The sequence below is a fragment of the Sulfuricurvum sp. genome (assembly GCF_031427015.1).
Taxonomy (GTDB): Bacteria; Campylobacterota; Campylobacteria; order Campylobacterales; family Sulfurimonadaceae; genus Sulfuricurvum.
The window spans coordinates 150436-163505 of the sequence record NZ_JASJOW010000003.1; the positions used below are offsets into that span (position 1 = coordinate 150436).

Below are 13070 nucleotides of genomic sequence, written 5' to 3' on the forward strand. Positions count from 1 at the left end.
AAATGGCGGATACGACAACTTTAATTGATGGTGTCACAACTATACCTGTATCGACAGGAATCGACACCTACATGACTGCAATTCGTTTAGTTGAACAAATGAGTCTTCCTAAACTATATGATACTTCTAATATCAATTCACGTGTTTTTTTAGCATTGGCAGATGGTACAGAGAATAATATTAATGATCCAGCAATGGGTGCAGCAACAAACATAGGAATTTTAAGTAGACAGCTTGAAACAATAAATGCAACAAATTCTAATATAGGGTTTTTTTATGAAGAAGGTCCAGGTACACAAGGTGGTTTAAATGGTGGCTTGGATTCTGGTTTTGGTTTTTCTTATGATGAACGAGCTGAAATATTATATAAAGAATTTTGTTATCAAGCAAAAGATTGGTTAATAGAAAATCCTAATGCTGAAATTTCATTAGGCGAATTGGGATTTAGTCGTGGTTCTGCCGTCATTGCAAAATTTAATCAGTTGGTTCATGAGCGTGGTATCGTTGACCCAGATTCAACTGTAATCTCTATAGACATGTCGAGTGGTGATCCGACTCAATGGAAGCAGATTACGACATATGACAAAGTGCTTCAACAACCCGGCACAATTGCCCAATCAGTAATTCTATATGATCCTGTTGTAACTGGAATAAGTAGTGATTTGTCGCTATCTTCATCTACTATTTCTGCTCTTCAAATTACAGCGGCAAATGAGTATCGTACATTGTTTCCATCAATGAGTCTTGTTACTCCTGGAATGAGCGAAGATGGAAGATACTTGAATGTAACCGTTACCGGAGCTCATTCAGACATTGGAGGCGGATATTATGTAGATGGATTACCTGCATTAAATTTCAATATGACAGCTTCGGTGTTAAACACTATGTTAGGTCAAAACATCATTCAGCCTCTTACTCTTCCTACAGATGAAGGAATGTATGTGATACATAACTCTGTAGAGGGTGAATGGTTTTATACCAAGACATTAAATCGAGAAATCAAATATTCAGATTTTATGGCTGGTGATGGGACATTCGGGGTTGATAGTGAATTGGCATCCTTATATCGTTATGGGACAATGATCAAAGAAGAACCTAATACAATTTTAGGTTTAAGTATTGATTTGCAAAAACAAATAAATGCAATAATTGCCCCAATCACATCAGGAATTAGTAATTTAATTGATGGTGTTTCAACATATGGTCCATCTATTATTGACGCATTATCTCTTATCAAAGCAATCCAATCAGGTGAACCTTTACCAATAGTGACTTCGGGACTACGTCTAGCAAATGATTTAACACATGGAAGCAGTACAATACTAAGTGGTGCATCTAGTGTTGCATCGGGAGTTCTTAGTATTATGAGTTTAGATGCGGCACTGAAAAGTGGTGATACGCTGGCTGCAATTAGCGCGACAGTGAATAGTATTAATTTTGCTGCAAGTGCTTATGCCAGTTTTGCTGGTGCGACGAGTGGATTGTCATATGAGATAGGACAACAGCTTATGGGTAGTGGTATTGATCATATGGGGACAAATGCACTTGGTTTGACAGATGGTGCTCTTCCTTATCTCAATCTTGTACTGGCTATTCAGAGTGGGGATGAAGTAGGTATAGCCGTAGCAGCAGTGTCATTAATTCCAGGAATGCAATGGGTTGGCATTGCCTACGGAGTCTACAGCATGATCAGCGGTCTCTTCGGCGGCGACGATATCCCCGATCCATGGGGAACAGGTCGGTATGTATGGAACGGAAACGGTATTACCTATCAAAGCGCCGGAGAAACAGGAGGAAATGAGGCGGTTAGCGGCGTAATGCAAAGCGTCATTACCGCCATGAACTCCCTTATCGAACAACAACGGCTCACCAACCCTACCAGCGCACTTGGGATCATCCCTAACCGTATGCCGAGTGTGGCTTATGATATGTCGGGATACCGATACACCGATATCGATCCTCTTACAGGAGTTGAGCTGCATCCCTCTCTTCGCTTCGATACCTCAGGTAATCCGTACAACGCTACAGCAGGATCACCCGAGTCGTACCAATCTATCGGAGAAGCGATCATCCGTTCTGCACTCTCCCGTAGTGCTATCGCTCCTATGTGGGAAGTTAATACTGCCAAAATACAAACCGATGCAGGCGATCCTAAAGCGGGACTCACCGAAGAAGCCCGCGCAGGACGTGACGGACAACTCGCAGGAGAGATTACAGGAGATACGCAAACTTTCCGTCCAGTTGCCCTCGATCTCAGCGGTAACGGTATGATCGATACCCTCTCCAAAGCTGCCTCAGGGGTAAGCTTCGATGTAGACGATTCGGGCTATCTCAAACAGACGGGATGGGTCGGTAGCGGAGACGCGTTCCTCACACTTGACCGTGATTACAACGGCGAAACCAACAGCGGACAGGAGATGTTCAGCAACTCTACCGTCGCACTGGGACGTAGAGGTCTGGCGGGGATGGGATGGGTCGATGCCAACTATGACGGCAAGATCACCGCAGCTGACCCGGTATGGAACGAACTGCGTGTGTGGCAGGATGCTAATAGTGACGGCGTAGAAGCCGAAGCAGAGAGTCTGACCCTGGATGAACTCGGGATCACCGAACTCAACTACGCAATGGGCACCTTCACCCAAAACGGTGTGAAAAAGCTCCTCTCTAGCCCCGATCTCGAAGCCGATACGACAGGGGTAAAAGTCAATGTCGTTCCGGAGGGGATACTCATCGATTCAAGTACGGATGGTTTGTCATTGTTGGTGACCCGTATCGACGATATGACGGCGGTAGAGGCAAACCAAGACGGTATAAGCGGATACGAAGATGTCGAGATGATCGTCAGCGGTACCGATCTGTTAGCCAACGACACGCTGGGAGGATTTACCGGACGTGATTTGGAACTGACAGGAGTCTCTAATTTCCGGCATGGCAGTGGGTTCGTGGATGCAAATGGATTTGTCCATTTCAGACCTGAAGCCAACTATTTCGGAAGTGATGCAGGATTCGATTATACGACTACTGCTACGGCAAACGGTCAAAGTGGAACCGGGCATGTTGCAGTGACATTGCAAGGTATCAACGATGCACCGTCCGGGGCTAATATCGTTTATGGCAGAAATGGTGCAGGAATGCAAACAGGTAGTGGGTCCGTGATCGGAATTGACATTGATAATTCGGCGGCATCTTTGACCTATCAAATAGTCGGCAACCCTCAATACGGTGGCGTATCGATGACTTCAAACGGTACGTTCCAGTATACCGCTTGGAGTTCCCCTAATGTGCCTGTAGATTACTATGATGAATATTCTCCAACATTGACAGATGCTTTCGATGTAAAAGTCACTGACCCATCTGGTGCATCGTATACAAAAACTGTATACGTCGACCATTACGGTGATTATACGCCGCCAACTCCTCCGGGTGGCGGTGGCGGTAAAAAACCGATCGCCGTCGATTTGAACGGTGATGGATTTGAGTTTGTCAGTGTAGATGATTCCAATGTCTTTTTTGATGTCACGGGTGATGGATGGAAACGGCGCACTGCCTGGGTATCAGAAAGTGACGGATTACTTGCATTTGATAGCGACGGTAACGGAAAAATCGAAAAAGCATCTGAGATTAGTTTTGTTGGCTATAAAGAGGGTGCGCAAAGCGATTTAGAAGGGCTGAACGCATTTGATACCAATGGTGATGGAGTCTTCAATGCTTCGGATGCACAATGGGATAAATTCGGCATCTGGCAGGATACCAACCAAAACGGCATCACGGATGACGGCGAGTTTAAAACATTGAGTGAAATGGGTGTAGCTTCTGTCGGATTGACAAGTGACGGACTCTTTTCGGTCGTCAACGAGCAAACGCTGCACGGTATTGGCAGTATGCAGATGGGAGATGGCAGTGCTATGGCGATCGCCGACGTGACTCTCGAATATACTAATGAGACACAGGTTCATAACAGTGAGGGTACAACGTCAAGCGTTGTTGCTTCACCATTCTCTCCTGATGGCGAAGAGATTAACGGTACCGAGGATAAAGATTTAATCCTCGGCAAAAACGGAAACAACATCATCAATGCATTCGGTGGTGATGACGTAATCTTCGAAGACGGAGGAAATGACGTCATCGATGCGGGCGAGGGGAATGATATCGTCTATGCCGGAGCCGATAATGACATCGTATTCGCCCAGGGGGGAGATGATCTCGTTTACGGCGGTTTAGGAGATGATATGATTTTCGGCGGTGATGGTCACGATGCGATCTTCGCTGATGGAGGGAACGATGTCGTCTTTGCCGGAAGCGGCAACGATATGGTTACCGGAGGATACGGTAACGACGTCATTAGCGGTGATGAGGGCAACGATATGCTCTACGGCGAAGGAGGAAACGATGCACTTTTCGGACGTGACGGAAACGATGAACTTTTCGGTACGGAGGGATACGATCTACTCAACGGCGGAGCGGGAGACGACCTGCTAGATGGCGGTAGCGAAGCCGATGAGATGGTTGGAGGCACGGGAGATGATACCTACGTCGTCGACAATACAGCCGATATCGTTACCGAAGTAGCAAATGAGGGGAACGATACAGTAATTGCTTCGATTGACTATACCCTAGCAGCCACACTGGAAAACCTCACACTCAGCGGTGATGCGATCAACGGTACCGGAAACGATGCGGACAACCGTCTCATCGGTAATGCCAACAATAACCGCCTCGAAGCCAAAGGGGGGAACGATACCCTAAATGGCGGAATAGGTGCAGATACGATGATTGGGGGAAGCGGTGATGATCTCTATATCGTCGATAACGTCAGCGACGTAGTGATCGAAAACGCAACGGAGGGTACAGATACAGTCCGAGCATCGGTATCGTATACCCTATCAGACAACATCGAACATCTGACCCTCACTGGATCAGCATCGATCAATGCTACCGGAAATGCTTTAGATAATACACTGATCGGAAACAGCGGCAATAATATCCTCGATGCTAAAGAGGGAGCCGATACGATGATCGGTGGCAAAGGGGATGATCTCTACGTTGTCGACAGTACTGAGGATATCGTGACCGAATACGCAGGTGAGGGAGTTGACACGGTTCGTTCCAGCGTGACACGGACACTCGAAGATACAATCGAGAATTTGGTGTTGAGCGGAAGTAATGCAATTGACGGAACCGGAAATGCCATGAGCAATATTCTCATAGGTAACGATGCGGCTAATACACTTGACGCTAAAGCGGGAAGCGATGCGATGGCGGGATACGGCGGTGATGATACCTATATCGTGGACAATGTCGGAGACACTGTATATGAGTCGGTCGATGCCGGAGATGATCATGTAATTGCAAGCGTTACGTATACCCTCTCGGATAACGTGGAGCGTTTGACACTGGTCGGAACCGATGCCATCGATGCAACCGGAAACAACTTGGATAACGTTCTAATCGGTAATAGCGCCGATAATGTCCTTGACGGTAAAGCGGGAGCCGATCGTATGAGTGCTGATGCCGGTAACGATATCTACGTTGTTGATAATATTGGTGACATTGCTGTAGAAACAGCGGACAATGGTATCGATACGATCATCTCCTCAGTAAGCTACGTTTTGCCTGAACATGTTGAAAATATTACCCTTAGCGGATCGGATAATATCTCCGCTACTGGAAATGAGCTGAACAATGTGATTATCGGTAATAGCGTGAACAACGTACTTGATGGTAAAGCCGGAATGGATACTATGAGCGGGGGCGCGGGGGATGATACGTATTACGTCGATACTATCGGAGATACTGTGCTTGAAAACATAGCCGAGGGGATCGATACGATAAAAACAACGGTGACGTATACCGCTTCGGCAAATGTCGAACGTCTGGAATTGATCGGCACCGACAACATTGACGGATATGGCAATGAGCTGGATAATACTCTAATCGGAAATAGCGGCAATAATAGACTCGATGGACAATCGGGAATGGATGCAATGAGCGGCGGTGCAGGTGATGATACCTATATCGTCGATAATATCGGAGATACCGTTACTGAAGGATTGAATGAAGGGGATGATCACGTGATTTCAAGCGTCACCTATACTCTCTCGGATAATGTAGAACGTTTGACATTGGTCGGAACAGAGACAATCGACGGTACAGGAAACGTACTGGACAACACCCTGATCGGAAATAGTGCGAATAATATCCTCGACGGTAAAGAGGGGATTGATACGATGATCGGTGGAGATGGAGATGATAACTATTACGTCGATGCCGAAAATGATACCGTGTTTGAAAACGTTAGCGAAGGTCTTGATACCATTTATAGCACTGTAAGCTATGTACTTCCGGAGAACGTCGAGAATCTCATCCTTATTGGAGATGGCAATATCAACGCCGGAGGAAACGGACTGGACAATACCCTAATCGGTAACGGTTCTAATAACACTATTTCAGGTGGAGCCGGTAAAGATTTACTTGACGGTAAAGCAGGTAATGATACGTTGGAAGGGGGGATCGGAAATGATACTCTCATCGGTGGACTTGGGAATGACACCTTTATTATCAATATGAGTGATGATCTTGATATGATCAGCGATGAAGCAGGAGAGGATACGGTACATTTCACTGAAGGATTCAGTCTCGATAACGTAGCACTTCGTGTCGTTGATACCGATGGTGTGTTGAGTGCGCAAGTGAGAGTACTCAATGCAGGAGGATGCGAGCAAGCGGATCAAGGATTTGATTTTGTCATTACCAAAGATACCAAAGGCAATTACGTATCACCGATCGAGCATTTTATGTTCAGTGATGGCAGCAGTAAAACATTTGATGACTTGCTGATTAAAACGCAGGTTACGTATGCATCCCATCGTCAAACAACAATTACTACTGGGCGTAATGATGACATTATTTACGGTAATAGTCGAAACAACATTATCTACTCTGGCACAGGAAATGATATTGTTTATGCTGGAAGTGGAGGGGATAAAATATATGCCCAAGGCGGTAATGATACAGTGTCCGGAAGTACAGGAAATGATATGTTGGATGGCGGGTGCGGTATCGATATTCTCAGTGGGTCTAATGGTGAAGACACATTGGTTGATACATTAGGAAATAACGCATTGTTAGGTGGATCTCATGACGATGTGATTACTGCCGGTGAGGGTAACGACTTTATTGCAGGAGGATATCACAACGATATCCTAAACGGAGGGGCTGGATACAATGTCTTCGCATTTAACAAAGGTGATGGACGTGATACGATCCTTCCCTCAGCAGGGGCACATAATACCCTCTCACTCAATGATGTCGATTATCGAGATATTTCACTTCGTAAAAACGGGGCAGATTTGATCGTCGACATCGGATGTAATTCACAAGTAACACTAAAAAGCTGGTATGGTGGTGAGGCGAACCAAAATTTCGATACACTACAAATCGTTTCATCTGAATACGACTATGATTTCGGACGACACGGTTGGTCAGTTGAAGAGACGCCTCATATCGAGACATTTGACTTTAAAGCATTGGTCGACGCTTTTGATGCTGCTAAAGCATCCAACCCGCGTCTTAATGCATGGAATGCTATGAATACGATGCTCCAAGAACATTTGAATACGAGTGATTCAATGGCACTGGGCGGAGATTTGGCATTTGCGTATGCCAAAGAGGGGGATTTATTCCGTATGTCGATAGGAGCGGCTCAAGATACTTTGAGCAGTCCTGCTTTTGGTATAGCAGCTCAGTTGCTTACACCGGAACAAAATAATTTGTGCCATCATTAACTATATAAAGGAAGATAATGCCTAACGAAACAAAGCCGCACGTTTTTAACGAAGAAGATTTAGCTCATTCGCAGCAGGCACTAGCCAAGCTGCCGATTTTAGGACCGGCGATATGGCTTTATGCCAAAGATCCGATCCGAAAATTTACGTTTATCGCTGAAACCGATTTTACTATCATGCCTCCGATCATTCTCGATCAATGCCGCCTATATACCCGAAGTCAAATCCCGTTTGCTTTCGTCACATGGGCAAAAGTGAGTGACGATGTACATAATCGGCTCCTCTCTGGAACCCCTAAAATCGCTCCGCACGAATGGCAAGGGGGAGAAAATATTTGGCTGATCGACATCGTTACCCCATTTGGTCAGAGTGAAGAGACAATCAATGAAGCGCTCAGTTTATTTCCCGGTCAACGGGTACACGGATTTGCTCCCGTGCCTGGTGCCAATCCTCCGCTTCAGCTAATGAGCTGGGATGTACCACTCAAGGATGCTGTATCGAATGGCTGAATCACGTATCTCTACAATGACTCCTGAAGCGATTGAATTCGCTCCGGGACTACTGGCAATTCAGGAGAGTCCACCCAGTAAGCTTCCAAAAACCATTCTTTATCTGGTTATTGTTCTATTTTTCATTTTACTTGGATGGGCGATTTTCGGCAAGCTCGACATTGTCGCGACTGCTGAAGGGCGTCTTATCCCCAAATCGTATGTAAAGATCGTTCAACCTGCCGAGGGGGGAATCATTAAAGAGATTCTCGTATATGAAGGACAATCGGTTAAAGAAGGCGACGTATTGATGCGGATGGATGGCACGGCTATGTTATCCGATACTCGAAGTGTCGAGGGGGAGATGCATCTTCGTTCGCTTCAACTACGCCGAATCGATGCAGAGCTAGGTACGGGAGGGTTGCAAAAAAGTAGCGAAGATCCTGATGATTTGTATCTTCAGACGCAGCAGCAATACACAGCGCACCGCCAAGCATATCACGATGCAATCGCTCAAGAGATGCAAATGCTTAAAAAAACGGAGCATGATCTATCTGCGGCTCAAGAAGTATTAAGCAAACTTGATAAAACATTGCCGATGTATCGCCGCAATGCCGAATCGTACAGAAAACTCTCCAATGATGGATACATCAGTCGTATCGAAGCGGATGATAAAGAGCGAGAGAAAATCGAAAAAGAGCAAGATTATCAAGCTCAAAAATCAACGGTTTCAGGATTGAGATCAGCGGTAGAAGCTTCCCGTAAGCGGTTGGCACAACTCTCATCAAATGATAAAAGCCAACTTGAAAATGAACGTTCCGATACTCAATCACAGTATAAACGTTTGGTACAAGAATGGGGTAAAAACATTTATAAAAGTTCTCTATTGGAACTCAAAGCACCTCAAAGCGGAATCGTAAAAGATTTGGCGACCCACACGCAAGGCTCCGTTGTATCTCCTGGGACCGTGTTAATGTCCTTGGTTCCGCATAATGATCCTCTTCAAGTCGAAGTGATGATCAAAAACGAAGATGTCGGATTTGTACGTCCAGGACAAAAAGTAAAAGTCAAACTGGTAGCTTATCCATTCCAAAAATATGGGATGATTGAGGGTGAAGTTATCCATGTCGGTGCCGATGCGATTCAATCAGCTCAGCAATCTCCCCAGGATACTTCTAATCCAGCAGCAGCACCAGCTACAATGACCTATAAAGCACTGATTCAATTAACTATCCAAGAATTGGAAGTAGACGGTAATCGGCTCAAACTAACTTCGGGGATGCAGACGATTGCAGAAATCCATTTGGGGCGTAGAACGGTTATGGAATATCTTCTCTCACCTGTACAAAAAGCGTGGCAAGAATCGGGGCGTGAACGATGAGTCGCTATTTGTTTTTATTATTAGTGTGCAGTATCAGCGTTTTTGCTGATAGTGTGTTGACATTGGAAAAGGCATATGAACTCGCATTGATGAATCATCCGGGTTATCGTGTCGAGAAATTTAAAACTCAAGCGGTCGAAGAGAATGTTCGGCAGACGCAATCACGACTTTTACCAAAAGTGGATATCAGTGCCTCGGGGGGAAAATATGAGTACGAAACGTATTACAACGGTACAGAAACATCTGAAGTGTACAAAACCTACTCACTTTCTCTAATTCAACCGTTGTATCGTCCCGAATTATGGCGTGCAGTTGATCAAATGCAAACGAGGTACGATACTTCCACTACGGAACTCGAAAAACAGGCTCAGCAGGTAGGAGTCGATGTCATTAAGACTTATATGCAAATGCTACAAGCGCAAGCCAATATGGATAAATTACAGTTTCAAAAAGAGTTCTATGACACAAAGTTCCGCAAAAGCTCTGAGATGATTGCAATGGGTTTGTCCAATAGTGTTGAATTGATCGAAGCTAAAGTGAACAAAGAGAAAGCCCTGATTGATTTATTCGCTAAAAAACGAGAGTATTGGACACTACAAAACAAACTGGAACGTCTGTGCAAAGCGAAATTCGATTCCATCGTTCCGCTCAAAAGCGATAAAGGCTTTTCTATGTCTAAAGAGGAGTGGATGAGCAGACTCCATGAAAATAAAGATGTCAGAATTGCCCGTTTATCAAAAAAAGCGGCTGAAGATGAAGTAGCAATTCGCCGTTATGATCATTACCCTAAAGCCGATTTGAGTTTAGGGCGTAGTCAAAATTATACCAATGACCCCGTAGCGCATAAATATGACAATAAGGCCTTCATTCAACTTTCATTCCCAATCTATCAAGGGGGATATACCTCTTCGAGAGTTCAAGAAGCCATCTTACTACTTAATGCTGCTGAATCCAATGAAGAATTAGCACAACTACAAATTCAAGATAAGTTTGAAGAGTTATGGACACAACGTGAATCGTTGTACGAATCGATTGAAGTGCTTAAACAAGCATTGGACTCTTCGAAACTATTCCTACAATCGGTTCAAAGTGGATATGAAAAGGGGATTAAAAATCAACTTGACATTATGGAAGCTAAACTCAAGATGAAAAGTGTTGAGAGTGAATTAAACATTTCTCATCACGATATGATGGTTAATGAGGTCGGCTTGTTGGATTTAACGGGTCAGTTGATGATACAAAATATTTGATAACATGCTATAATAGTGCCATAAATGACACAATAGAAAGAGTGGCACAAAATGCGTTTCACAAAACCTAAAGACATCACCTTTGATGAGCTTGCCGTAACCAGTGGAGTAAGCACGCGCACAATTAAACGATATGCAGCGGGCGGGAACGTCACCACGGTAAATGCCGAAGCAATATCAAACGCCGTAAGTATCATCCGACGCAGTAGACGCGGTAATTATCGGGACAAAAACGTTTTAATTCCGGAGACACAAAAAGAGTTCTTTTTCCAAATTTCAATGTTCAGACATAATCTTTTTTGGAGTTCTCCGATTGATAAAGTACGAAATATCGATGGGGTTATAAGTACATATGTTAAATCTCCGAATTTGCATGACATGCATCTACTGGTTCGTTTGTTCGGTAGTAGACGTGTACTATTGATCGCCAAAGCTGTTTATCAAGCCGTTCTTGAAGAATTCGGTATACCAAAAAGTAAACTTCCGGTATTGCCTGAATACCAGACGGTCGTTCGGATGGTAAACTACTCAATGCGAACTATCCGATGACCAATGCTGCCAAGTTATTGCTTGAAAAGATTAAGAATGATCCATTGTTTCAAAAGCATGCATTTCGGTTCGTCGGCGGTACTGCGCTGAGTTATCACATAGAGCACCGAATATCCGAAGATCTCGATTTCGCTTTTACATCACCGCTCCCAGTCTTTGATATTAAATCATTTGCGATGAGATATCAAGGCAGTTTTATCCCGGATCCAAAAGCATCAGCATTCACCATTAATTCCGGCATCGATTTTGATACCCGCTTTATGCGTTATATGATCGACGGGGTCAAGGTGGAATTTTTTTTCCCGGAAGATCCGTTTTCTCAAATGTGCCTAAGTGGTGAACTTACCGAATACAACGGGAGTCATGTAAACATTTTGAATCTCATTGATGTCTCAAAGATGAAAGTAAAAGCGTTGATGGACCGTATAAAAATCCGTGATCTTTATGATGTATCGGAAATACTTGAGAGAGGAATACTCTCTGAAAATGATTTATTTGCGGCCGTGTATGACTATAAACAAAAAGACGAGACATGGGTCCTCGATCGTATCGATACGATGAAAGAGCAAAAGGATGATGAAAGCTTATACTTCACCGATAATAGAGAACCGCCGACATTTGAATCATTGAGAAAAAAACTTTTTGATCGACTTGATACCTCTTTGAAACAAGATCTTTTAGAAGTAGATAAAATACTGGGCAGTTTCTTTGAATAAACCGCAAAAAAGATTATGATGGAATGACCCCCAAAAAACATATCACCGATATTTCTTCGGAAAATCAAACCCGCTTATTTTGGCTGAATTCGCCCCTATACTCTCCCAACTATCATTTTTCAACCGCATCGCCACTACACCGCAGGTAGGAATGTCGTCGATATCGCCGCCTGAGATGTAATTGGCACATTCGGTAAGTTCAGGATTATGCCCGAAGAGAAAAAGGGTATCGATACTCACGGATACGTCTCGGATAATGGAGAGGATCGTCTCAACGTCAGAGGCATAGAGCGCATGATCGTAGCGGATAGAACCCGGCGGATAAGAAAGGGCTTGGGCAATAGCTATCGCGGTGGTTTTAGCACGCAGGGCAGGGCTGGAGAGGATGAAATCGGGGCGGATGCCGCTCTTTAAAAGTATCGAACCCATCAGCGGGGCATCATTAGCTCCCCGTTTGTTCAAGGGGCGATCATAATCGCTCAATGACGCATCGCTCCAGTCTGATTTGGCGTGACGGATAAGGTAGAGTGTTTTCATATCGATAAGCTCCTAGTGTGAAAGGTAAAAAACGATCATTATCTCCGTATAATACTCTATATGAATTACCTCATTGCAATACTCATTATTTTGAACCTCCTCTCTTTTGTAACCTTCGGGATAGATAAATATCTCTCAATCCATAAAAAGCGGCGTATTAGTGAAAACAGACTCCTCCTTCTCACTATTTTCGGCGGAAGTGTCGGCGCTCTTGCAGGGCAAAAACTTTTTAACCATAAAACGCAAAAGTTCAAAGGGGTTCTATCGGTGATATTGGTAGTGCATCTCCTTGTTTTCGGAGTTTTTTTTATGAAAATTTAAGATCGATTTTAAGTGATCTTCTGTACTCTATATCACTGAATAAA

The 13070-nt window shown here is 44.3% G+C and carries 8 protein-coding genes; 7 read left to right on the plus strand and 1 reads right to left on the minus strand.

Translation table 11 applies throughout. The features are described from left to right. Window positions 1-2: 2 nt before the first annotated feature. The 6 genes from RMO68_RS06075 to RMO68_RS06100 are packed head-to-tail and all read left to right on the plus strand — an operon-like array spanning window position 3 to window position 12168. On the plus strand, window positions 3-7784 hold the full coding sequence (locus RMO68_RS06075; protein WP_310439830.1) for an Ig-like domain-containing protein: 7782 nt from the start codon (window positions 3-5) through the stop codon (window positions 7782-7784). 17 nt (window positions 7785-7801) lie between these two features. Next, a complete protein-coding gene (locus tag RMO68_RS06080; protein WP_310439831.1) occupies window positions 7802-8293 on the plus strand; it encodes a toxin-activating lysine-acyltransferase in 492 nt (163 codons plus the stop codon). After that, window positions 8286-9653 carry an HlyD family type I secretion periplasmic adaptor subunit gene (locus tag RMO68_RS06085; RefSeq protein WP_310439832.1) on the plus strand — a complete coding sequence of 456 codons (1368 nt, stop codon included), beginning with the start codon at window positions 8286-8288 and terminating at the stop codon, window positions 9651-9653. The genes RMO68_RS06080 and RMO68_RS06085 overlap by 8 nt, the downstream gene beginning before the upstream one ends. Continuing rightward, a complete protein-coding gene (locus RMO68_RS06090; protein WP_310439833.1) occupies window positions 9650-10903 on the plus strand; it encodes a TolC family protein in 1254 nt (417 codons plus the stop codon). Before RMO68_RS06085 ends, RMO68_RS06090 begins: the two co-directional genes overlap by 4 nt. Before the next feature lie 51 nt (window positions 10904-10954). After that, window positions 10955-11452 (plus strand): hypothetical protein, encoded by a 498-nt coding sequence (locus RMO68_RS06095; protein WP_310439834.1) that lies wholly within the window; start codon window positions 10955-10957, stop codon window positions 11450-11452. Next, entirely contained in the window at window positions 11449-12168 is a 720-nt protein-coding gene (locus tag RMO68_RS06100; RefSeq protein ID WP_310439835.1) for a nucleotidyl transferase AbiEii/AbiGii toxin family protein, read from the plus strand. The genes RMO68_RS06095 and RMO68_RS06100 overlap by 4 nt, the downstream gene beginning before the upstream one ends. 42 nt (window positions 12169-12210) lie before the next feature. Here RMO68_RS06100 and RMO68_RS06105 read toward each other — a convergent pair whose 3' ends face one another. Next, window positions 12211-12705: a histidine phosphatase family protein gene (locus RMO68_RS06105; protein ID WP_310439836.1), complete on the minus strand. Its 495-nt coding sequence runs from the start codon at window positions 12703-12705 to the stop codon at window positions 12211-12213. A gap of 60 nt (window positions 12706-12765) precedes the next feature. On the opposite strand from RMO68_RS06105, the gene RMO68_RS06110 reads away from it, so the two are divergent. Continuing rightward, a complete protein-coding gene (locus tag RMO68_RS06110) occupies window positions 12766-13026 on the plus strand; it encodes a DUF1294 domain-containing protein (RefSeq protein ID WP_310439837.1) in 261 nt (86 codons plus the stop codon). Window positions 13027-13070: the final 44 nt, after the last annotated feature.

Coding starts and splice junctions, on each gene's coding strand:
- RMO68_RS06075 (WP_310439830.1), top strand. CDS start 3: ATGGCGGATACGACAACTTTAATTGATGGTGTCACAACTATACCTGTA.
- RMO68_RS06080 (WP_310439831.1), top strand. CDS start 7,802: ATGCCTAACGAAACAAAGCCGCACGTTTTTAACGAAGAAGATTTAGCT.
- RMO68_RS06085 (WP_310439832.1), top strand. CDS start 8,286: ATGGCTGAATCACGTATCTCTACAATGACTCCTGAAGCGATTGAATTC.
- RMO68_RS06090 (WP_310439833.1), top strand. CDS start 9,650: ATGAGTCGCTATTTGTTTTTATTATTAGTGTGCAGTATCAGCGTTTTT.
- RMO68_RS06095 (WP_310439834.1), top strand. CDS start 10,955: ATGCGTTTCACAAAACCTAAAGACATCACCTTTGATGAGCTTGCCGTA.
- RMO68_RS06100 (WP_310439835.1), top strand. CDS start 11,449: ATGACCAATGCTGCCAAGTTATTGCTTGAAAAGATTAAGAATGATCCA.
- RMO68_RS06105 (WP_310439836.1), bottom strand. CDS start 12,705: ATGAAAACACTCTACCTTATCCGTCACGCCAAATCAGACTGGAGCGAT.
- RMO68_RS06110 (WP_310439837.1), top strand. CDS start 12,766: ATGAATTACCTCATTGCAATACTCATTATTTTGAACCTCCTCTCTTTT.